This window comes from Flavobacterium sp. LAR06 (assembly GCF_041946075.1).
Lineage (GTDB): Bacteria > Bacteroidota > Bacteroidia > Flavobacteriales > Flavobacteriaceae > Flavobacterium.
On record NZ_JAUTYT010000001.1, the window covers coordinates 276,367 to 297,847 of the forward strand.

General features: G+C 34.4%; 21 protein-coding genes and 2 tRNA genes. 9 read left to right on the forward strand and 14 right to left on the reverse strand.

Features of this window, described 5'->3' with window-relative positions; genetic code table 11:
- From Q7C23_RS01195 to Q7C23_RS01215, 5 genes are all read left to right on the forward strand, one after another.
- A complete protein-coding gene (locus Q7C23_RS01195) occupies nucleotides 1-423 on the forward strand; it encodes a SufE family protein (protein WP_375030808.1) in 423 nt (140 codons plus the stop codon).
- A gap of 2 nt (nucleotides 424-425) precedes the next feature.
- A complete protein-coding gene (locus Q7C23_RS01200; protein ID WP_375030809.1) occupies nucleotides 426-1,127 on the forward strand; it encodes a hypothetical protein in 702 nt (233 codons plus the stop codon).
- A 3-nt stretch (nucleotides 1,128-1,130) separates the two neighbouring features.
- A complete protein-coding gene (locus Q7C23_RS01205) occupies nucleotides 1,131-1,454 on the forward strand; it encodes an iron-sulfur cluster assembly protein (protein ID WP_073483842.1) in 324 nt (107 codons plus the stop codon).
- A gap of 58 nt (nucleotides 1,455-1,512) precedes the next feature.
- Nucleotides 1,513-2,022: a DUF2480 family protein gene (locus Q7C23_RS01210; RefSeq protein WP_375030810.1), complete on the forward strand. Its 510-nt coding sequence runs from the start codon at nucleotides 1,513-1,515 to the stop codon at nucleotides 2,020-2,022.
- Nucleotides 2,023-2,101: 79 nt separating this feature from the next.
- Nucleotides 2,102-3,052 carry a DUF3078 domain-containing protein gene (locus Q7C23_RS01215; RefSeq protein ID WP_375030811.1) on the forward strand — a complete coding sequence of 317 codons (951 nt, stop codon included), beginning with the start codon at nucleotides 2,102-2,104 and terminating at the stop codon, nucleotides 3,050-3,052.
- 154 nt (nucleotides 3,053-3,206) lie between these two features.
- Here Q7C23_RS01215 and hflX read toward each other — a convergent pair whose 3' ends face one another.
- From hflX to Q7C23_RS01245, 6 genes are all read right to left on the reverse strand, one after another.
- Nucleotides 3,207-4,448, reverse strand: coding sequence for a GTPase HflX (gene hflX / locus Q7C23_RS01220; RefSeq protein WP_194656286.1), 1,242 nt, complete (start codon nucleotides 4,446-4,448; stop codon nucleotides 3,207-3,209).
- A 156-nt stretch (nucleotides 4,449-4,604) separates the two neighbouring features.
- Nucleotides 4,605-5,471: a hypothetical protein gene (locus Q7C23_RS01225; RefSeq protein WP_375030812.1), complete on the reverse strand. Its 867-nt coding sequence runs from the start codon at nucleotides 5,469-5,471 to the stop codon at nucleotides 4,605-4,607.
- Nucleotides 5,472-5,581: 110 nt separating this feature from the next.
- Complete coding sequence (locus Q7C23_RS01230) at nucleotides 5,582-5,770, reverse strand: hypothetical protein (protein ID WP_375030813.1); 189 nt, start codon at nucleotides 5,768-5,770, stop codon at nucleotides 5,582-5,584.
- Between the two features lie 425 nt (nucleotides 5,771-6,195).
- The gene (locus Q7C23_RS01235; RefSeq protein WP_375030814.1) at nucleotides 6,196-7,416 is read right to left on the reverse strand and encodes an MFS transporter; all 1,221 of its coding nucleotides are present in this window, start codon (nucleotides 7,414-7,416) and stop codon (nucleotides 6,196-6,198) included.
- Nucleotides 7,417-7,714: 298 nt separating this feature from the next.
- Entirely contained in the window at nucleotides 7,715-8,755 is a 1,041-nt protein-coding gene (locus Q7C23_RS01240) for a Gfo/Idh/MocA family oxidoreductase (protein WP_375030815.1), read from the reverse strand.
- Between the two features lie 68 nt (nucleotides 8,756-8,823).
- Nucleotides 8,824-9,897, reverse strand: a complete 1,074-nt coding sequence (locus tag Q7C23_RS01245) for an NADH:flavin oxidoreductase/NADH oxidase (protein WP_375030816.1) — start codon at nucleotides 9,895-9,897, stop codon at nucleotides 8,824-8,826.
- Nucleotides 9,898-10,098: 201 nt separating this feature from the next.
- On the opposite strand from Q7C23_RS01245, the gene rseP reads away from it, so the two are divergent.
- The 3 genes from rseP to Q7C23_RS01260 all read left to right on the forward strand — a co-directional run bounded on the left by rseP (nucleotide 10,099) and on the right by Q7C23_RS01260 (nucleotide 11,716).
- Complete coding sequence (rseP, locus tag Q7C23_RS01250) at nucleotides 10,099-11,445, forward strand: RIP metalloprotease RseP (RefSeq protein ID WP_375030817.1); 1,347 nt, start codon at nucleotides 10,099-10,101, stop codon at nucleotides 11,443-11,445.
- Nucleotides 11,446-11,530: 85 nt separating this feature from the next.
- A tRNA-Asn gene (locus Q7C23_RS01255) sits at nucleotides 11,531-11,604 on the forward strand.
- 38 nt (nucleotides 11,605-11,642) lie between these two features.
- Nucleotides 11,643-11,716, forward strand: a tRNA-Asn gene (locus Q7C23_RS01260).
- A gap of 172 nt (nucleotides 11,717-11,888) precedes the next feature.
- Here the strand turns inward: Q7C23_RS01260 and Q7C23_RS01265 are convergent.
- Together Q7C23_RS01265 and Q7C23_RS01270 are read right to left on the reverse strand one after the other, a co-directional pair.
- Nucleotides 11,889-12,233: a hypothetical protein gene (locus Q7C23_RS01265; RefSeq protein WP_375030818.1), complete on the reverse strand. Its 345-nt coding sequence runs from the start codon at nucleotides 12,231-12,233 to the stop codon at nucleotides 11,889-11,891.
- Nucleotides 12,234-12,716: 483 nt separating this feature from the next.
- Nucleotides 12,717-13,277 carry a hypothetical protein gene (locus Q7C23_RS01270; protein WP_375030819.1) on the reverse strand — a complete coding sequence of 187 codons (561 nt, stop codon included), beginning with the start codon at nucleotides 13,275-13,277 and terminating at the stop codon, nucleotides 12,717-12,719.
- Between the two features lie 175 nt (nucleotides 13,278-13,452).
- On the opposite strand from Q7C23_RS01270, the gene Q7C23_RS01275 reads away from it, so the two are divergent.
- Nucleotides 13,453-13,860, forward strand: a complete 408-nt coding sequence (locus Q7C23_RS01275) for an XRE family transcriptional regulator (RefSeq protein WP_375030820.1) — start codon at nucleotides 13,453-13,455, stop codon at nucleotides 13,858-13,860.
- An 81-nt stretch (nucleotides 13,861-13,941) separates the two neighbouring features.
- Here Q7C23_RS01275 and Q7C23_RS01280 read toward each other — a convergent pair whose 3' ends face one another.
- The 6 genes from Q7C23_RS01280 to Q7C23_RS01305 all read right to left on the reverse strand — a co-directional run bounded on the left by Q7C23_RS01280 (nucleotide 13,942) and on the right by Q7C23_RS01305 (nucleotide 21,466).
- Nucleotides 13,942-14,631: a tetratricopeptide repeat protein gene (locus tag Q7C23_RS01280; protein WP_375030821.1), complete on the reverse strand. Its 690-nt coding sequence runs from the start codon at nucleotides 14,629-14,631 to the stop codon at nucleotides 13,942-13,944.
- Nucleotides 14,632-14,889: 258 nt separating this feature from the next.
- Nucleotides 14,890-16,086: an aminopeptidase C gene (locus tag Q7C23_RS01285; protein WP_375030822.1), complete on the reverse strand. Its 1,197-nt coding sequence runs from the start codon at nucleotides 16,084-16,086 to the stop codon at nucleotides 14,890-14,892.
- 295 nt (nucleotides 16,087-16,381) lie between these two features.
- Nucleotides 16,382-17,545 (reverse strand): hypothetical protein, encoded by a 1,164-nt coding sequence (locus Q7C23_RS01290; protein WP_375030823.1) that lies wholly within the window; start codon nucleotides 17,543-17,545, stop codon nucleotides 16,382-16,384.
- A gap of 164 nt (nucleotides 17,546-17,709) precedes the next feature.
- Complete coding sequence (locus Q7C23_RS01295; RefSeq protein ID WP_375030824.1) at nucleotides 17,710-18,939, reverse strand: helix-turn-helix domain-containing protein; 1,230 nt, start codon at nucleotides 18,937-18,939, stop codon at nucleotides 17,710-17,712.
- Between the two features lie 147 nt (nucleotides 18,940-19,086).
- Complete coding sequence (locus Q7C23_RS01300; protein ID WP_375030825.1) at nucleotides 19,087-19,668, reverse strand: DUF4136 domain-containing protein; 582 nt, start codon at nucleotides 19,666-19,668, stop codon at nucleotides 19,087-19,089.
- Between the two features lie 325 nt (nucleotides 19,669-19,993).
- Nucleotides 19,994-21,466, reverse strand: a complete 1,473-nt coding sequence (locus tag Q7C23_RS01305; RefSeq protein ID WP_375030826.1) for a DUF1254 domain-containing protein — start codon at nucleotides 21,464-21,466, stop codon at nucleotides 19,994-19,996.
- Nucleotides 21,467-21,481: the final 15 nt, after the last annotated feature.

Genomic DNA, 21,481 nt, shown 5'->3' on the forward strand with positions numbered 1-21,481 from the left:
ATGACAATTAAAGAGATACAAAACGAAATAATAGACGAATTCTCAATGTTCGATGATTGGATGCAACGTTACGAGTATATCATCGAATTAGGGAAAAGTCTTCCGATAATTAATGAAGAGTATAAAACTGACGAGAATTTAATCAAAGGATGTCAATCTAAGGTTTGGTTACATGGTGAACAAAAAGATGACAAAATTGTCTTTACTGCAGATAGTGATGCGATTTTAACGAAGGGAATAATCGCAATTTTAATCCGCGCATTCTCGAATCAAAAAGCAGAAGACATCATAAATGCCGACACGCAATTTATTGACGAAATTGGCTTAAAAGAACATTTATCAGCAACCCGCGCAAACGGTTTGGTTTCGATGATTAAAAACATCAAAATGTACGCTTTGGCTTTTAATGCTAAGAATAACTAAATATGAAAATTAATCTTTGTTTATTATTTTTAATAGCAGTCAACTTTGTTTTTTCTCAAAATAAAGAAAAAGCAACACCGGCAATTAATTTTAAATATGAACAAAGACCAAACTGTGTTCTGGATAAAAAAGGATTATATGCCAGCAAACAATATTTAGAAGCAAATTTTCCTAATTTAAAATATGAACTTATTGAGAATAATCAACCATCAATAGGATTTATTGCCTTAAAAGAGTTCTCTAGAAATGATTTAAAGAAACTTACGGTTTTACTATCACATACATCACATAGTATTGAAGGATCATACGATCCGGTCAAAAACTATACAAAATTTGTAATCAAGTTAGATATAGACTATTTAAACAACTCATTCGCAGAAATTTTAAATACCAAATTTAAAAAACACAGTTACTCTTTAAAAATAGATTATAACAAGAAGAAAATTAAATATCTGTCTTCTGCTTCGGCATATGAAGAAACATTTGATGAAAGCGTGAAAGAAATCAAGTTTACGGCAAACAATTCTTTAAACGGGAAATATATTTATAAAACAAATAATAGAATTTACACAGATTCCGTAGAATTAAATGACGAATATAATAGTAAAATAACACCTTACATTTTATTCTCAAATACAGACCTTGGAGTTCAAAAAATAATCAATGTAGAATATACTATTGATTTAAAATCACATAGCAAATAAAAAATGGAACAAGAAATTGACACAAACGAATTAGGAGAATCAATCGTAAAAGTTTTAAAAGGCATTTACGATCCGGAGATTCCTGTAGATATTTACGAATTAGGATTGATTTATGACGTAATGGTAAATACAGATTACGAAGTAAAAATCTTAATGACATTAACGTCTCCAAACTGCCCGGTGGCAGAAAGTTTACCAAGAGAAGTGGAAGAGAAAGTAAAAACAATCGAATACATTAAAGATGTCGACGTTGAAATTACTTTTGATCCGCCCTGGAGTAAAGATTTAATGAGCGAGGAAGCAAAATTAGAATTAGGAATGCTTTAAAAAAAGTGTTCAGTTACAGGCTGATCACTAAAAACTGATCACTGTTTACTATAAAATTATGGAAGAAATCATCAATAAAGTTGCTAATAGTGTACTGGAAGTATTTGATTTGGAAGATTATTATCCAAAGGGAATACGTGTGCAAATTGACATTTCGCAATGGCTTTTAGAAGGTTTTTTGTTGCGCGAAAAAGACTTTAGAGAGCACTTAAAAAATCACGATTGGTCGCAATATCAAGATCAATATGTTGCTGTAAATTGCAGTACAGATGCAATTGTTCCGGCTTGGGCATTAATTTTAGTAAGTGTTCATCTGGCTCCTTATGCCAAGAAAGTTGTGAATGGAACTATCGAAGATTTAGATGGCAGTTTATATGAGGAAATCTTAAAAAACATTGATTATTCAGCATACAAAAACAAACCTGTCATCGTAAAGGGCTGTTCAAAAAAGCCAGTTCCAATGCGTGCGTATATTTTAGCTACTACATATCTGCAGCCTTTTGCCAGAAGTATTATGTACGGAGAGGCTTGTTCAGCAGTTCCGCTGTACAAAGAAACTAAGAAATAACTTTCTTTTACAAGCAATAAACCCTAAACCTTTTGACGGTTTTTAGTATATTTGTTAATACACTTCTAAACTAAAAACTATGAGAAAGCTAGCGTTATTACTTTTCGTTTTAGTAAATTTCACTTTTGTACAAGCCCAAAATACCGAAAAAGAGTTAATTCAGAATACTGAAAAAGCAGTAAAAAAAATTAACGACACTATTGAAGGAGAAGGTTGGAAGACAAAAGGGACGGTTTCACTTTTATTAAATCAATCGAGTTTTAATAACTGGATTGCAGGTGGAGAAGATAGCTTTTCCGGAACTTTGGGAATCAACTATGATTTCAATTACAAAAAAGATGACATAACCTGGGATAACAAAGTATTAGCTTCCTACGGATTATTGCAAACTAAAAACGCCGATTTCGAAAAAAAGACAGATGACCGCTTTGAACTGAATTCAATTGTTGGTAAAAAAGCTTTTGGTCAGTGGTATTACTCTTACTTTCTAAATTTCAGAACCCAATTTACAACTGGTTATGTTTATGGCCAGGATGCAAACGGAAAAGAAATCAGAACAGAAAACACCAAATTTATGTCTCCGGGCTATCTAACTACAGGTCCTGGTATTTATTGGACTAAAGATGCCAATCTTAAAATTAACTTCGCACCCTTAACTTCAAAATTTACTTTTGTAGACAATGCCTATACTTCAGGAATCGACCAAAATACTGGTTTACCTTATGTTGACGGAACCTATTTTGGTGTCGACGAAGGCAAAAGTATGCGTTACGAATTAGGTTTCTACGCTTCGGTTTACTACAAGCTAGCGATTATGACCAACGTAACGGCAGAAAACACTTTAAATCTTTACTCTAATTATCTGGAAGATCCTCAAAATGTAGATATTGATTACTCGTTGAATATCATCATGAAAGTAAACAAATATTTATCAGCCAATTTTTCTTTCCAGGCTATTTATGATGACAATGCTTATCAGGGTTTTCAAACCAGAGAAGTTTTTGGTTTAGGTGTTAATTTCGGATTCTAATCTGTCCATTTTACAGCAAAGAGCGTAAAGTTTTTTTTGAAAAACTTACTAAATAAAAAAGTTCGCAAAGCTACATGTTGATTTAGCTTTGCGAACTTTGTGTTATGATACCTGAATATAAAAATCTTTGTGCCCTTTGTGGTAAAAGTTTTTATTATTCCTCATCCTGTTCTTCTTCCTTCTCGATTGCATCTTTATAATCCGGATACAAGAATTTATTATAAGGAAATCTGGTAATATGAATTTGACGAACTGCTTCGTAAACCCTTTCTCTAAATTCCTCAAAGTTTTGTTTATTGGTAGCCGAAATGAACAATGCATTTTCTTCTCCCAAACGATGCATCCAGGTTGATTTCCATTCGTCAAGCGTATAATGCCTTGGCGTTTTCTCCGTCATTAAATCATCTTCATCAATCGTTAGATGTTTGTAGGCATCAATTTTATTGAAAACCATGATTACTGGTTTTTCATGTGCCTTAATATCCTGTAACGTCTGATTTACAGATGCAATATGATCTTCAAAATCAGGATGCGAAATATCTACAATATGCAATAACAAATCAGCTTCGCGAACCTCATCAAGCGTACTTTTAAAAGAATCTACCAATTGCGTTGGCAGTTTTCTAATAAAACCTACGGTGTCAGAAAGCAAAAATGGTAAGTTTTTGATCACCACTTTTCTAACTGTTGTATCCAGCGTTGCAAACAATTTATTCTCAACAAAAACGTCACTTTTACCAACCGCATTCATCAAAGTCGATTTTCCAACATTGGTATACCCTACCAGCGCCACACGTACCATCGCACCACGATTACTACGCTGAACACCCATTTGTTTATCAATGGTTTTGATTTTTTCTTTCAGTAACGAAATTCGGTCACGAACAATACGTCTATCCGTTTCAATCTCCGTCTCCCCCGGTCCACGCATACCAATACCCCCTTTCTGACGCTCAAGGTGTGTCCATAAACCAGATAGTCGAGGTAATAAATAAATACACTGCGCCAATTCAACCTGAGTTCTTGCATAAGAGCTTTCGGCTCTTTGCGCAAAAATATCCAGAATCAAATTGGTTCTGTCTAAGATTTTACAATCAATAATTTTAGAGATATTTTTTTGCTGTGAAGGCGACAATTCATCATCAAAAATTAAAGTCGATATGTCGTTTTCTTTTACAAAAAGATTGATTTCTTCAATTTTCCCCGTTCCCATAAAAGTCTTCGGATTCGGGCGTTCCATTTTTTGCGAAAAACGTTTGATCACTTCACCACCAGCGGTAAAAGTCAAAAACTCTAATTCGTCAAGATATTCGTTAAGTTTTTCCTCACTTTGATTTTGAGTCACAATACCAACAATGGCTGTTCTCTCAAAATTTATAACTTCTTTTTCTAACATAGCTTTGAATAAGGTGCAAATTTAATGATTTGTAGCACACTAACCCTTATAGAATATTCTTTTTAAGTTCTATTTAAGAGATTGTTGCTTTTTTTAAAAAACAAAACCATTTAGAAATTACTCTAAATGGTTTCATCCCACTGAAGATACAGTTTTTTATTCGTAAATAAATGTTTTTTCCGTTTTTACAATTCCGTTCTCCTCGATCTGAGTACAGAAAATTGGAAAGTTCAATTTGTTGTATTTATACTTTCTGCTTACAGCAACCAAAGCACTAGATGACGGACTAAAATTCAATTCGTTATTATAAGATATTGCTTCAAAGCTAAACTCCTCTTCATGATACGAGATCATCGGCACAATTACTTTGTAGTTATCCCCAAACAAACTCTGAACAATAAGTTGATCTACTGATTTTTTATCGTCAAAAGTATAAGTTTTAGAGATTTTATCTCCTACCAAACCTCTGTGTTTTATTACATTATCATTAGTATAAACATATTCAATTTTACCAATAATAGCTTTGTTTCTGTCACGTGAAGTACGTCTTACAATAATACCGTTTTCAACAATATATTCAATGTCATCAACTAAATTTTGATGGTTCGTACTTTTTTTAGTTGTCACTTTTATCCTTGCTCCTTCATATCCAAAAGACACCACTTTTGTAATATAATCAGGGCCTTCCTGATATTTTTTTACAAATTTCGTAATGTTGTTGTCTGCATCATAAGTGTAGTTTACAACCTCTTTCCAGTCGCTTCCCACTTTGTCTTTTACAGTCATATCCAACAATCCTGCTTTGTTGTAGAAGAAATGCTGTACAACATCTGAAGTGGTAATGGTTTGTATTTTACCATCTTTAAACACTACAGTTTTATTGATAATCTCACCATCTGTAGAGTTCTGATAGTTTGTTTTTACAATATTGATTTGCTTTAAACGGACAGGTGCAGTGTTGTCCTGGCTATGCACTAAGCATGGAAGTACCATCATCAGGATGGCGATCAAGTAGGTTCTCATAATTTTAATTTGTATTTGGGATGACCAAAATACAAAATTCCATCAAATTTTAACAGTTTAAATCTCAAAAAAAAATACACTATTAAATTATTCTCCAAAAAACCAATACTTTAAATTACTATCAAAAAAAATAAAACCTGCTTTTTGCCAAAATTTTTAATGTCATCAACCATAAAAGCGCCGTTTAATGTTTTATCTTTTCCTGAAGCAATGTATTTAAATGCAATATAAATGTTTCCTGAATAAGCAGTTAAATCAATTGCGCCTGAACTTATAAATGTGCTTACCGGTGTGGACAAAGAAGGGAGTTTTGCAGTCAGTTTTGTCCATTTCGCTTTGGCACTATTTGAGCCGTCAAAATTTTTTAAAACAAAACTTCTAAAGAATTTAAGGGCAAATCCGTTTTCAAATCATGTTGGCATTGATGACAAACCCGAAAAAAGTTGTTACTTCTTGAGCAAAATTTTGAATAAAAGGCAGAAAAATAAAAAACAGCAGGTAATTTTTTCTCATAAAGACAATTTACTTTTTGAATACTAATTTTTAAATTAAAACAATTTGAGCTAACAAAATATTTAATTCTAATTCAAAGAATAAACTGGTTTTGGTTAATTTAAAACCTGTTGAGACAAAATTTTTAAAATTCAAATATTAACAAAAAATTATATTTATAGGTTATTTCTTGTAAATCAATATCTGTTTTTAAAAAGAATTGAAAGAATTTTTATTGGGCAACTCTAATTTTAGAAACCATAAAAGCAATCAAAACCCCAAAAATTCCGATAAAGGCAAACGAAAATTGAAGTCCGAAATTTTGAGCAATATGTCCAATTACTGGAGGTCCCATTAAGAATCCGAGGAAACTAACACTTGAAACTATCGTTAAAGCTTCTCCTGGTGGAACAGTTGGGTTTTTTCCGGCCATACTGTAAACTGTCGGAACAATAGTGGCAACACCAAGACCAACAGCCATAAAAGCAATCGTACACGGAATAATATAAGGAAGAAAAACAGCTGTAAAAAGTCCGGCAGAAATCATTACACCACTAATTTGCATGACACGTTCGCGCCCAAATTTATTGATCAAGCCATCTCCTAAAAATCGTCCGCTGGCCATCATGATCATAAACGAAGTATATCCTAAAATCACCAATGGCCCGGGAGCTTGTACAATATCTTTAAAGTAAACCCCACTCCAGTCAAACATTACGCCTTCGCTGGCCATACTGCAAAAACCAATTACGCCAAGCCAGATTAAAGTGCTGTCGGGTTTTACAAATAACTTTTTCCCTTCGGAGGTTTTATGTTTGATTTTCTCTTTGGCTCTGACCAAAAATTTAAAATTAAAAGCAACCATCACCATTACAATAGCACCAACAATCATAAAATGGTGCAATGGCGATAGATTTAAAGCTAACATTCCCAAGCCGACCAACGCGCCCGTGAATCCGGCGAAACTCCACATGCCGTGAAAAGAGGACATGATTGTTTTTTTAAAAAGTACTTCGGTATAAACGCCTTGTGTGTTTACAGCAATGTTGGCTAAATTTCCAAACAATCCAAACAAAAATAAACCTACAGACAATTGAAAGGCTGTGGTTGCCAGACCTAAATTGGCCAGACACAAAACATACATTATTAAGGAGAAAACTAAAATGCGATGACTCCCGAATTTGGTTACCATTTTCCCAGAAAAAGGCATAATGACCAATTGTCCCATTGGCAAGGCAAAAAGTATAGAACCCAAATCACCTTCGGTTAAATGCAAAGCGGTTTTTATGTCCGGAATTCGGCTTGCCCAGGTTGCAAAACTTAACCCCATTCCGAAATAAAACATTCCCACAGCAAAACGAATTCGGTTTAAATAAGAAGCTTTAGCTTCTCTATAGACTTTCTTGATTTTCCCCTTAGTTTGGAAAAGTGATAATGGATTGAAGTTGATCAAAATGATGGATTTTTTATTTGCTACTATAAAAATACAAAAAATGTACTTTACACAGTAGCGAAGACTACCAGTTCCTAAATTTATAACGTTATATGTTTATAAATTCTTTGTGATTGTCCCCGGATTTGACAGGTCAAACAGATTAACGCAGATTACATATAGTCTTTGGCAATAAAAAAAATTGCCACGAATTTCCACGAATTATCTTACCCTCAAAATGAGAAAATTAGTGTAATTCGTGGCAAACAAAAATCTGCGTTAATCTGTTTGACCTGTCAAATTCGTGGGCTAATTTTATTTACAAATTAATTACTTTCTGCTGTGCGTTACTTGCAATAGCAGCTTCAATAATCTGCATTACTTTTACACCATCTTGTGCGGTAACGGGTTCTGTTTTGTTGTTTGCGATGGAATCATAAACGCCATCAAAAAAGGAAAAATAATTTCCCTGAAGGGTTGGTATTTTTTCATGGACTACTTCTCCATTGATTTCTGTATGTAAAAGCCCTTGTAAAGCTTCCGATTCCGTTCCCCAAGATTCTAAATTTGGTTTTTTACCGAGTTTTAATTCATCTTCCTGAACATCACCGCGCGGTTTTAAGAAAGAACCTTTTTTACCGTGAATCGTATAGGCAGGATTGGCTTCTCTCACAAAAAACCCGGCTTTTAGCCTCACCCTCAAATTGTCATAAATCAACACCAAATCGATCCAGTCGTCTACTAAAGAATTTTCTCTGGTATAGCGAATGTCTCCAAAAACCGATTTTGGCGAACCAAACAAACAAACTGCCTGATCGATTAAATGCGGCCCCAAATCTTTCAGGATTCCTGCTCCGTCATTGGCTGTTTCTTTATGCGCTTTTGGGCTTAATATTGGATTGTATCGGTCAAAATGGAATTCGGCTTCGACCAAATCTCCCAAGACACCATCTTTAATTACTTTCTGGATTGTTTTAAAATCACTGTCCCATCTTCTGTTTTGGAACACGGCTAGTTTTAATCCTTTATCTTTGGCAATTGATGCTAATTCTTCGGCTTCGGCAACTGTAGTTGTAAAAGCTTTTTCGACCACAGCATGTTTTCCGGCTAAAAGCACTTTTTTAGCATATTCATAATGGGTTCCAACAGGTGTGTTTACGATTACCAAATCGACATCATCTACTAATAAATCATCAATTGAAGGATAACTTTTTACATAGGGATAATCTTCCTGAATCAGGTTTTTGCTTCTTTCCCAGGAACCTAATAATTCAAATCCTGGATGAATGTCTAAAAATGGAGCGTGAAAAACTTTCCCCGACATTCCGTATGATAATAGTGCTGTTCTTATTTTTTGCATTTTGTGTTTTTTTTCCGCCACGAATTATATATTCACTAAAAAATAATTCGTGAATTCGTGGCTAATAATTATTTTATTTTAGCGCGTTCGTATTGCTTTGGCCATTGAATATCGTCGTTTAAATCTCTCGCGAAATCTAACGGCAAGTTAGGATTTCTAAGTGATTCTCGGGCGAATAAAACTAAATCCGCTTGATTGTTATTTAGAATTTCTTCGGCTTGCACTGCATGTGTTATTAAACCAACCGCTCCTGTTAAAATATTGGCTTCTTTTTTGATTTTTTCTGCAAACGGAACCTGATAGTTGGGATGTAACGGAATTTGCTGCTGTGAAACCAATCCACCAGACGAAACATCTATTAAATCTACTCCTTTTTCTTTTAAGATTTCAGAAAGTTTTACTGATTCTTCCGGACTCCATCCACCTTCTGCCCAGTCTGTTGCTGAGATTCTAACAAATAAAGGTAAATCCGAAGGCCATTCGGATTGAACAGCTTCTGCAATTTCTAAAGTAAAACGGATTCTGTTTTCAAAACTTCCTCCGTAGGCATCGGTTCTGTTATTAGTTAAAGGAGAAAGAAACTGATGCAGCAAATAACCATGCGCGCCATGAATTTCTACAACCTGATAACCCGCTTCAACTGCTCTTTTGGTTGCTGATTTGAAATCAGAAATCACTTTTTGTATTCCGTCCTTATCTAAAGCTTCCGGAAGAAACGGTTCGTCATCATGATACGGAATAGCGCTTGAAGAAACCGTCTGCCATCCGCCCTGAGCGAAATCTAATTTTTTATTGCCTTCCCAAGGAGCAGAAACACTTGCTTTTCGGCCGGCATGCGCCAACTGAATTCCCGGAATTGAATTTTGAGAAACTATAAATTGATTGATTGTTTTTAATTTCTGAATGTGTTCGTCTTTCCAGATTCCCAAATCCGCAGGAGAAATTCTGGCTTCGGGAGAAACAGCTGTGGCTTCCTGAATTATCAAACCCACGCCTCCGCTGGCACGGCTTCCTAAATGAACCAAATGCCAGTCGTTTGCGAATCCGTCAACTGCTGAATATTGACACATTGGCGAAATAACGATTCTATTTTTTAATGTAATTTTTTTTATAGTAAGTGGAGAAAATAATAATGAAGCCATATAGTGTAACTTTTAATGGTTTTAGGCTACCAATTAGGTACGATAGCATATAAAAAAGTAAAGTTACAGCATCTTAATAAAAGGAGAAATCTAAATGTTTATTAATTAACAAACATTTAAAACCTTATGTCTTATATTGCGCTATCAAATTAAAATAGAAACGTTACTTTTGTGCGTTAAATTACGAACTAAAAATACAAAATGGATATAGTTATCAAACTCTCTCAATTTCTATTGAGTTTATCTTTACTTATTATTCTTCACGAATTAGGGCATTTTATTCCCGCTAAATTATTTAAAACCAGAGTCGAAAAATTTTACTTGTTTTTTGATGTTAAATATTCGCTTCTAAAAAAGAAAATTGGCGAAACAGAATACGGAATTGGTTGGTTGCCATTGGGAGGTTATGTAAAAATCTCAGGAATGATCGACGAAAGTATGGACAAAGAACAAATGGCGCTTCCACCTCAACCGTGGGAATTCCGTTCTAAACCGGCCTGGCAACGTCTGATCATTATGTTAGGTGGTGTTACAGTAAACTTTATATTGGCTTTTATTATATATATAGGAATGGCTTTTGTTTACGGTGATACTTATGTAGCTAATGCCGATTTGAAAGATGGTGTTTGGGTAACCAATCCTGCAATTGAAAATGCGGGGATTAAAACAGGTGATAAAATCATTGCTATTAACGGTAAAAAAATGGATCGTTACGATGATATCGCTAAAAACCTGTTCATGGCTAGCGAAGTTACTGTAGAGAGAAACAACGAAATCAAGACAATTAAGTTTCCTATTAACATTATTAATAAGATTAGTAACTCCGGAGTTAAGCGTTCTTTAGTAGAGATGAGAATTCCTTTTGTAGTTGCAGGATTTGAGGAAAACTATCCAAATGCTAAAGCTGTAAAAACTGGAGACATACTAACGCACATCAATGGAGTTCCGGTAAAATATGCTGATGAAGTGGCTTCTCAGTTTAAAAATTTTAGTGGAAAAACTATTGCTGTAACAGTAAAAAGAGGAGATAAGGTTGTTCAGAGTACGCTAAAATTCAATAACAAATCAAAATCCGGAGTATATTATGCTCAAAGATTACCGTATTCTAATCTGGAGAAATTGAATCTTTACAAGATCAACCGTCAAAAATTTAGTTTTGCGGAGTCAATTCCGATTGGAATTAAAACTGGTGCCAACGGATTAGTTGAGTACGGAAATCAGCTTAAAACAATCTTCAATCCAAAAACAGAAGCTTATAAAGAAGTGGGTGGATTTGCGGCTATTTTCAACATTTTTCCAAACACCTGGAGCTGGGAAGCATTCTGGTCAATCACCGCTTTATTGTCAATTATGCTTGGAGTTATGAATTTATTGCCAATTCCGGCCCTTGATGGTGGTCATGTGATGTTTTTATTGTACGAAATAATTAGTGGTAAAAAACCAAGCGATAAATTCCTTGAAAACGCCCAAATGGTTGGTTTCGTTCTACTTATAGCACTGCTTTTATTTGCTAACGGAAACGATATTTACAAAGCGATTGTCAAGTAAAAAAAATAATTAAAAAAAGAGTTAAAATATTTTTGGTAAATTAAAAAATCGACTATATTTGCACTCGCTAAAAAGAGCAACAACTTCCTCCTTAGCTCAGTTGGTTAGAGCATCTGACTGTTAATCAGAGGGTCCTTGGTTCGAGCCCAAGAGGGGGAGCAACTTTTTTTAGCAAACATATTTACCTTTAAGGTGATTCCTCCTTAGCTCAGTTGGTTAGAGCATCTGACTGTTAATCAGAGGGTCCTTGGTTCGAGCCCAAGAGGGGGAGCTTATTAAATACCACTTACGAAATGTAAGTGGTATTTTTTTTGCGCTAAAGTCAAGCACAATAAGCTTTCGCAATAGATTAATTCAATAAAGCATGGATCAAAACGTAGATCTGGATCATACGCAAAAGTTGGAGATTAGGCAAAATATTAAATAATCTGACAAGAAAAGCTCTATATTTCGTTTTTTAAATCATGATCTACAGCAAATAATATGCTGATTTCATTTAACAGTTCAAATTCATCAATTGGAAATAATTGCAAGGCAATTCCAAGTATAAGCCCCACATCAATTGAACGGTTTTCAATTGTAATGGGAATTTCAGCCCCGTCATGATCCAAAGCAACAATACATAATTTCAATAAGTTTCTAATAACCGAGGCAAGTTCGTAGTAATCGTATACTTTTATTTCAGCAGTGTGAATATTGCGTTTGTCCTCTGTTGCCTTCAAAGTACTGAGACAGCTAGAAGTTAATCTCTTAATAGTCTCCAGGATTTTAATTTCATCAGTTTGCATAATCTTTATTTTTAAATTGATTAATTTTATCAAATAACAATGTATCAAACTTGCTTCAAGCTTAATACTACTCCATCTTCAATAACCAGGTTTTGTAATTCACACATTAGTTTCTCAACTATAACATTCATCTGAGAAGCCTCTTCTCTACCGATCTTTGACAACTTATGATGAAGAGTCATATGCTTGTCTAAATAAGGAAAGAAATCTGTCCAAAACTGCTCTATTAAATAATTATACTTACGCAAGTCCGAATCAACATAGATACATAATTGCCATAAAGTTTGATTAGAAACATAATTTGGAATGTAATAGTTTTTTATGAAAATGTATGTTCTACAAAAGGACATGAAAAATATTGCAAAAAAATATTCTAACCCTTGATAGTTTCCCCTAGTATTACTAGCTATGGCAAAAAATTGCAAGGCAATATCTTTGGTAGCCTTACAATAAAAATGCAAATCAAGTTTAGCTAAGGATATTTTATTGCGTTACAGAATCAATCTGATCAGCTTTCTTGATTTTCTCAACGCCTCTTTCTCTTATAAGCTCCCCTGCATCGAGCATTTTGATTAAATGAATATAAGGTGTAGTCAGGTCGGAGTCAGGATCTCCAGCAAAAGGAGACAATGAAAGCTCAGTGATTTCACATAAGAAAAATTCAAACTGTTGCAACGTCCTCTTTTCAAATGCATTTTGAAGCACCAAAAAAGGATTATCGAATTCTTCCTTGGTTAAAGAAGAAAGATGAAATACTGTTTCACAGCGGGATGACTCTTTCACTTTCCATTTATTACCTTTTTCTTTTAGGCAGTAACACACTTTGAGAAATGACCAAATAGCAGTATAAAAAACAAAAACATTGCAAGGCTTGTCCTGATGGTAGACTTTTCTTTTAAAGGAGTGAAGTACAGCTTCACTTAAATTCTGTTTATAATAATCAAGATGAGCGAAGTCAAAAATGGCGTCAAATGCCTCAAATGGATCTCTTGCCACAAACCCTGCCCAAAACCTTGTTTCGAAGGATATTTTATTCTTTTTCATAATGGAGGATTTAAAATTGAAAAGCGAAGTTCCACTCTTTCAAAAGGATAATCTATTCCAAAAGCGGATATATTATCTGACAAAAGGGATATTTTACAAGATATTTTTTCTATCTTTGAAGGTCAAAATTTTTAATCCAAATGGCTTTACCTTTGAGCCTTCAGAAAATTTCATTATGGAACAGAAAATACATCAGGGAAGAAACGTAAAACGCTTCAGAGAAATGCTTGGTATCAAACAGGAGGCATTGGCTTATGATCTAGGAGAAGAATGGAATCAGAAGAAAATTTCTATGCTGGAGCAAAAAGATGTAATTGAAGATGCTCTACTAAAACAAATCTCAAATTCATTGAGAATTCCTGTTGAAGCTTTTCAGAATTTTGATGAGGAGCAGGCGGTAAATATTATATCTAATACATTTTCAGATTTTAAAGATGGAGCGTCTGCAATTAATCTTCATCCGACATTTAACCCAATAAAAGAGGTTTTAAAACTACACGAAGAAAAAATCGTGTTATATGAGCGTATGTTGAAAGAGAAAGATGAAATGATGGCAAGGCTTGAAAAACTGATCAATAAATAATTTCTTATTTAGTTAAATGGAATATAAAAAAGACTATCACTTCCATGATAGTCTTTTTTCTTGCTCAGAGAACACGTGGAACTATTCTTTCGCAATTCTATTATTTGTGTTTTTACTTTCAAATAACACCATCATCTCATTGGCTTTTTCTATTTGGCCTGTCTCTTTCAATGACTGTGCATATCTATAATAATAAGACGCTTCTGAATTTGGAGCCATCTCCAATAACTGTGCATAAAATTTGGCAGCCTCTGTCATTTCGCCATTAAAATAATGTTTATCTGCTACCTTTTTGAGCATATCTGGTGAAGCATAACCTTTGTCTACCACTTTCATATACGTTTTGGTAAGGTCTACAGTAAGGTATTTTGCTTTTTGGGCTGGTGGGATCACCTCAACTTTCACGGGTTTTATGGTTATAACGGTGTCCTTAATGTTTTTGGAGAGCATTCCAATTTCCGTTGGTTTTACTTTTGCTTTTCTATATACTGGTGTTACGGTTCTTGTATTGTTTGGCCCAAGATCGTATGTATTTACCATATCAAGTTTTGAAACATCGTACTTGGTCACCCTTCTTCCAAAGGACATATTAATGGTTTCCACTACATGATAGTAATCCAATACAAGATCATCACCAGCTTTGTTGTCAGTTTGTGAATGTGCATTTGCTATCGGCGCAATGACAGGAGCGTTTGAAGTAGCACGCTGTGCAAAACAGCTCAAAGAAAAAACACATGCAATTGTTGTAATTTTAACTGCATAAGTTTTCATGTTGATTAGATTAATTTATTCTGAATACTAAAATATTATTTAAAGGTACTTATAGTTCCTTTTTTTATTTTATTATACCCATGAACAACCTTAAAAACCGTTAAAATACTGTTTTTCAACAACAAAACACATCAAATAGCTTGGAATTAAAATAATGCGAAAAGCATGTCCTGCTATTTTTTAACTATTTCAACTTAAAACAAAAAGCGTCGCAATTTTACTTGCAGCGCTTTTTCTATTTTAAAATAAGTCTTAAAACTAAACCCCTAATTTCTTAGCAAGGTCGGTTGGAATTCCGCCTTTGTTTACCATTAAGGCAGTTGTTTTATATTTCACAAAATTTTTGGTTACAAACAAGAAACCTTTGTAGTCGTTTGTTTCTCCCCATGAATTTTTTACAATATAATATTCCCTTCCAGTCTGATCTTTTGCAAGACCGATAATATGCATTCCGTGGTCGTCTGTTGTAGCGTAATTGTCGAATGCAGCCTGACGCATCTCCGGAGTAATTTCCGGCTCTGGTTTTGGTCCGTTAAACATGTCTGCTTTTTCTTCAGCAGTCATATCATCAACTTTCTTAGTCGGAACATAGGCTACACCATTTTTCCAGCTAAAGCTTTTCTCACTTACATCAGTTGCCCATGCTACCGTATACCCTTTTTTCAAAGCGTTGTCAATAACATCGGTCATATCATTTACCTTTACGTTATAAACCTGATCAAATGACCAGTTGTCCGGCACCATCATAGTTGTTTTTTGGTAATATGGAGCAGTTGTAAAAGAAGACATTTCTACATATTCATCAGGATTAATTCCAACCACTTCTTTCGCAAAAGATTGTGGCGTATAATTTTTTCCTTTGTATGTAAAGTTATCCGGCACTTTTCCTAAATAAGAATCGATTACTGCAGCATATGCTTTTTGCCAGTTTGGCGTTAATTCTCCATTTGGATTTTTAACTACAGCAGCCAAAACACCTTCGATAAGCGCTGCCATTTCACCAAATTTATTTTTATCCGTTCCGTAGTTTAATCCTGTATAAACTTCTCTCGGAACGGTTCCGTACTTTTTGTACATGTTGATTACGTCATGCAATGCACCTCCGTCACCAAGAGTTACAGCACCATGCATACGCACATAATTAATCCCTTTTTCGACATACACATTTCTAGCGGAATAAATCTGAGACAATTCTACAGGTTGTTTTCCTAAACGAATCATTTCTGATTCTAAAAAGGAGTTTGTAGAATAACTCCAGCACGTTCCTGAAGAACCTTGTGTTTTTACCGAAGTTGTCCCCAGGTTAATTTGCTCTGTGAATTTAAAGTTCTCTTTACTTTTTTCACTCGCATTCATTTTTAGTGAATTCACTAAAACGTCTTGTGCAAAACAGCTGCTCACACCAACCAAAAATGCTGATGCTACGAAAACTGATTTCATCGTAATTTTATACATAATCAATGATTTAAATAGTTAACTTATTAGTAACCTTTAATTAATTTTTGTTACAAAACAATTAAATATTAGCTAATAAAACTAACGCTTTGCCGTTAATTTTTACACAATGTTTTTATTAATCTATAAAAACTTACAAAATACGCAAAAGAGAAATCAACTGGAAAATGTGTCAAATTAGATAATGTGTCAATTAAATAATCAGATAATTTTTGTTGCTGTTGTTGAGAGGGAGTACAGAGATAAATTTTATGAAGCCTGGTATTGGCGCAAATAGCTTGTTGCGTATAATTTTCTATCGCATCCAATTGCTTCCAAAAACTATGTAATAGGCCCATTGTTCAGGCCCTTTTGCAACATCGACTCCCATACGTAATTTGAATTTTCGGGCCAGTAAATACCGAAAACCAGTTCCGTAACTGTATACAACTGGTTTTGCGTAAGCCTGGTCCCAATCGTTAAAAGCGCTTGCCAGACCACCGTAAGCCATAAGGCTCCATCTTCTGTATAAATCCCATCTAAATTCACCTTCTGTAACTATACTTGTTCTTCCCATGTATCTGCCAGCAGGAATTCCTCTTAAATTGATTCCCGGCAAGAGATAAAATGGTGGACTTCCAAAGGCCTGTTTACCTTCAATCCTAAGACCTCCGATTAATTTTTCTGCAAGTGGATAATAACCAATCGCCGATAAATTAACACGCCAGGCATTATAATCAGAGCCAATGGCTTTATCTGACCAGAAAAAATCAGATTGTACTCGAATTCCCTTATCGGGAGTAAAAATATTATCGCGTCCATCAAACTGAAGCGCACCTCCTAACTGACTGACCAAACTATTTATGTCTTTTGGCTTAACAAAAGAAGGCGGGAGATTCAGGTTTAAATCAGGTAAAGTTATATCTGAATTTAGCAATAAATATTGCGGCCCGGCACTCCATTTTGCATTCCTAAATTGTTTTAACCACTGCGTATAAAACATAGTGGACCTAAAATTAAGTTTAAATTCCTTATCGTCTCCATTTGGCAGGTTTTCATAAAAAGACAGATTCAAATCGCCATATGCAGCAAATACACGATATAAGATTTTTGGTTTTATTAAAGTACTGGAACGAAATGCTCCTGCCATCCAGCTTTTATTTCCGGTATACATCCCAAGTCCTCCGGTAATATCAGGATTTATAAAACGTTTTTTACCGTTTTCATCAACTACGGGCGCATGTTTTTTAAGAAAAACAGGAGCAACAGCAACACCAATTCCACCCAAAGCAGGCTCAGTTATGATTGATGGAATTACAATAAAACCGTGTGCATAAATGATGTAGTCACTTAAATCAATCGCGTGATCTAACGAATCCCTTAAACTAATATGACGTTCTTGCCCTATAATTACATTCAATGATAAAAGAAAAAAAACATTTACGAGAACTATTTTCTGGAAGAGTTTTGTATTTTTCATATTAGAATCTCGTTACTATTATATTTAAACCGACGACAGAGAATGCGTTCAAGAACATTTCCTGACCACTATATTGTTTGTCTTTCTTTAATCGTTTTCATCATTTCTGCGTTAAAAATTAATAAGATCCGACAAAACGAAACACTCTACAAACTTTATTTTTTCTAGTTTATAGATTGTTTTAAATAATAAGTAGTTGCTTTTTCAGGATTTATTCTAATTACTTTAAAATATTCTGAAGGCGATTTTCCGGTATGTTTGATGAATGCTCTAAAACAGGTCGTTCTTGATTTAAAACCAGAACCCCATGCCATTCCTTCAAGAGATAAATCTTTCCAGTCCGGATCGTTTATTTTTTCTTTGAAATATTCAATTCTTTTCAGGTTTACGTAATCCTGAAAATGAAGATTGAACTCTGAATTAATTAAGTTTGAAAGATGATGTACCGATATTCCGGTTTCTTCAGCAATATCCCGAATCACTAAATCTTTCTTCAGAAAAAGCTCTTTTACAGCAAATATGTTTTCTAATTGGGCGAGATATAATTGTTTTTTTTCTGTCGTTAATTCTTTCACTACCGGCAGACTATTTTTTGTCTCATTTGTTTTAATGATCACCAGGTGACTTTCTTGCTGGTCAAAGTCAAAATTCTCATTTACTTCATTACTATCATTTACCTCTTCTATTTGATTTGCATCATAGAAAATTTGCGGCTTAAAATAAAGCCATCCAACTGTAAAAACAAGCACCGAAGAAATCAGGATATAACATGAAAAGTCGATACTATCAACACGGTTTACTAAAAAATAATGTACAAAAAGCGTCGAAAATAAAAACAAGATCATCAAATTATAAAGTCGGATCCAGCTTAAAACCTTTATTCTGTTAAAGTGATCTGCTTTGAATTTTTTCAAATCGTAGTTCAAAATCATCATAGTCTGGCAAAAAGCATACATCAGCCAAATTGTTAGACTTAGCATCGAAAACGGGCTCTCTATTCTAACTGCCAAATTATTAATGATGGGAAGATCAAAATAGCTGTCCACCCATACAATTAGTGTTAAACTAAAGTAGAAGATAAAAGGCAGGAAATGCATCCAGTCGTACTTTCTAAATATCCTGTCTGAAAACAAAACACTTCTTACATATAAGAAAGCAGAAGGTGCTACTAAAAACAGAAAAGATTTTGTGATCATAAACAGATCAGGAAAGGTCTTAAAAGTATTGGCCGACATGTAAAAATTATAAACGCTCACAATTGCAAGACTGAACAGAAATAGCCCTAAAAAGAAACTTTTTGAATAGTTTTTCTTTGAAAAAAGAACCATAAATGATGTTGCAAATCCAACTATTGTGGCTACAAAAAAGAAAAGAGAGAGTACTATATCGAGCATATTTTCCGGCTTAAATTTTAAAAGGTATTCTTTTAATGTTATTTAAAAGAACTGACTTGGGGTCATTGAAAAGGCTATACTTATTTGCCGAAACAAATAAGTATAAAGGCCCTTATACATTAAATTTATAAGCTATAAACTAGTCAACTATTTTTTGGCTAATCCCGGAGGAAAACCTTCCAATATTTTTTTAATTGCACCATTGATAAATTCTTCCGGATTATCAGGTTTGCTGTCAATTTGAGCATTCCCAATTCCCTGCCAAACCAGTTTACCTGTTTTGGTAGATACGATATCAATTATCAATGAACCATCAACATAATCGTAAGTATTAAATGTTGTTGAGCCACCGCCCATCATGGCACCACCTCCCCAATATCCATACGGACGGTACATACCGCCATAACCATAGAAATTAGTATCGGCTGTAACTTGTGTTTTATTTTTTAGGATGGATACCGCATTTACTTTTAAGTCCGCATTAGAAGAGGATTCTGTAAAGCCTTTTGCAGTCATTTCGGCACGAATTGCTTTTGCAACACGATCAACATTAAGTTGATTTACCTGACCTTCCTGAGCTTTCAAATCATAAACAGTGAAAGTTCTGTATTCGCCAAAATTAGCTGAATGGTCATAATCAGTAGTTACTTTAACAGTTGGAGAACAACTGATAAGCAATCCCAATACAAAAAATGGGATAATTCGAAGATTCTTTCTTTTGATATTCATTTTGTGGTATTTAGATTAATGATTAAATTCGTTTCATGCGACATTATTAAAATCATGATCAAATCTAGCATGAAAGGTAAATCATGTTAAATAGTTAATAATAAAACACAACTCCTTATATAACAATTCCTTACTATACTCTCAAAGATAAATCATTTTATTTAATTAACATAACAGAGTGGATAAAATTCTTACTTATTCTCCGCACTTTATTCTAATACAATTTCTCCGTTTTCTAACGCTATGTAACTTATTTCAATAGTTATTTTGCGAAATCAGCAACCTGCCTTCTTTAATTGCTTCGAGCATTTTTATGAAAAAAGTTTTATTTTACTTCTTTAATATCATCCATTTTCCAGCTTTTATCAAAATAAGCCTGAGTTGGCCCATAAAAACGCATGTATGTAAACCAGTGTTTTCCCGGTAAAGTCTGAACCCAGTTTTTCTCTTTTCCGGCTGGCGCTTTTGGTCCGAAATACAAATCGACAGAACCATCAGCATTTTTTATTAAATCCTTACGGGAAGATAAATCGGCATTTTTTTGAGGATTATCAATCAGACAGCGTGTCGCTACATCGTAAATCGTAATCGACCAGAAATTTACTGCCGGAGGGTTTGCCGGCACATTCAATGTATAATTTTTTCCTCCATCGAGCCAGTTTCCTGTATTATCAAAATAAGAACCTAAATAGGCCTGACCCACATTTGGAATTTTGGTAATCATAGCTTTTGAATACGTAACGGCTTCATAGAAATAGGAAGTTCTTTCAAAAAACTCATCATAATTATCCGCATGTTGTGACGGATCTTTGATAATCATAACGTAATCCCATTTTTTGTCCGGCCAGTGTTTCACGTCTTTAAAACGTTTTTCGAATGAATTTGCCATTGCCATTTGCTGTCCTTTCTCTGCAGCAGCAATTAAAATTTTCTTTTGACGCTCATCCGGATTAAAAGGTTTTCCTTTTTCAATACCCAAATTTCTAAGCCACGCCATAAAAAAACGATCACGTTCTTCTACAGGTTCGTTTTGTAAAATGGCATGAAGCCGTTCCCAATAAGCAATTCCGGTTGGCTGAATTCCGTACCATTTTTTACCGGCTGGCGGACTAATTACTTTAGTTGGCACAGGATTGGCGCGTTTATCATACGGATATATTTTTACCTGTTTTACCAATGTTTCTGTTGTTTTTGGATCAGGATCTAAAGCTCTAAAACCAAAAAACATATTTACCGTCGTACAAGGAACTACAAAATATCCTGCTGGTTTAAAGTCCTTCATAGTCGGCGGTACCAAAATATATTTCCCTCCCTTTCCTTTATCTGGTCCCATCTCACCAATAACAGCCTGCTCACGCTGCCAAAAATCTCCCAATCCTCCAGCGGTATGTCCCGCAGGCATTTCGATAACCGTTGGCCCGTTTGCGGCAAGGTCTATGAATGATATAATATAAGGAGTCGTGGCATTCCCTGTCAAAATACCAAGACGATCATTATAGCTATTATAAAAAATAAGATCATTACTCGTTGCATTAAAGGTTTTGTATTGAATGTGCTGCCATTCGGCGAAAGCCACAATCGGTAATCCCCACAAATAACATTGAGTTGCCTGTTGAAAATCCATTTCGTCAAATAATTTCGGAATAGATTCTTTTGAGGGCAATTCTCCATCCATTTTTATTTCAGTTCCAGAAGTTAAAACTGATGTTGAAGCAACATTTTCTGTTTCCGCTTTTTTACATCCAAAATTTAAAATAAGAGATGAAAATGCGATAATAATGAGACATTTGTTTTTCATAATACTGTATAATTA

Bases quoted from the DNA above. Each gene is read 5' to 3' on its own strand.
- Q7C23_RS01195 (WP_375030808.1), top strand. From the start codon at position 1: ATGACAATTAAAGAGATACAAAACGAAATAATAGACGAATTCTCAATG.
- Q7C23_RS01200 (WP_375030809.1), top strand. From the start codon at position 426: ATGAAAATTAATCTTTGTTTATTATTTTTAATAGCAGTCAACTTTGTT.
- Q7C23_RS01205 (WP_073483842.1), top strand. From the start codon at position 1,131: ATGGAACAAGAAATTGACACAAACGAATTAGGAGAATCAATCGTAAAA.
- Q7C23_RS01210 (WP_375030810.1), top strand. From the start codon at position 1,513: ATGGAAGAAATCATCAATAAAGTTGCTAATAGTGTACTGGAAGTATTT.
- Q7C23_RS01215 (WP_375030811.1), top strand. From the start codon at position 2,102: ATGAGAAAGCTAGCGTTATTACTTTTCGTTTTAGTAAATTTCACTTTT.
- hflX (WP_194656286.1), bottom strand. From the start codon at position 4,448: ATGTTAGAAAAAGAAGTTATAAATTTTGAGAGAACAGCCATTGTTGGT.
- Q7C23_RS01225 (WP_375030812.1), bottom strand. From the start codon at position 5,471: ATGAGAACCTACTTGATCGCCATCCTGATGATGGTACTTCCATGCTTA.
- Q7C23_RS01240 (WP_375030815.1), bottom strand. From the start codon at position 8,755: ATGCAAAAAATAAGAACAGCACTATTATCATACGGAATGTCGGGGAAA.
- Q7C23_RS01245 (WP_375030816.1), bottom strand. From the start codon at position 9,897: ATGGCTTCATTATTATTTTCTCCACTTACTATAAAAAAAATTACATTA.
- rseP (WP_375030817.1), top strand. From the start codon at position 10,099: ATGGATATAGTTATCAAACTCTCTCAATTTCTATTGAGTTTATCTTTA.
- Q7C23_RS01265 (WP_375030818.1), bottom strand. From the start codon at position 12,233: ATGCAAACTGATGAAATTAAAATCCTGGAGACTATTAAGAGATTAACT.
- Q7C23_RS01270 (WP_375030819.1), bottom strand. From the start codon at position 13,277: ATGAAAAAGAATAAAATATCCTTCGAAACAAGGTTTTGGGCAGGGTTT.
- Q7C23_RS01275 (WP_375030820.1), top strand. From the start codon at position 13,453: ATGGAACAGAAAATACATCAGGGAAGAAACGTAAAACGCTTCAGAGAA.
- Q7C23_RS01280 (WP_375030821.1), bottom strand. From the start codon at position 14,631: ATGAAAACTTATGCAGTTAAAATTACAACAATTGCATGTGTTTTTTCT.
- Q7C23_RS01285 (WP_375030822.1), bottom strand. From the start codon at position 16,086: ATGTATAAAATTACGATGAAATCAGTTTTCGTAGCATCAGCATTTTTG.
- Q7C23_RS01290 (WP_375030823.1), bottom strand. From the start codon at position 17,545: ATGAAAAATACAAAACTCTTCCAGAAAATAGTTCTCGTAAATGTTTTT.
- Q7C23_RS01295 (WP_375030824.1), bottom strand. From the start codon at position 18,939: ATGCTCGATATAGTACTCTCTCTTTTCTTTTTTGTAGCCACAATAGTT.
- Q7C23_RS01300 (WP_375030825.1), bottom strand. From the start codon at position 19,668: ATGAATATCAAAAGAAAGAATCTTCGAATTATCCCATTTTTTGTATTG.
- Q7C23_RS01305 (WP_375030826.1), bottom strand. From the start codon at position 21,466: ATGAAAAACAAATGTCTCATTATTATCGCATTTTCATCTCTTATTTTA.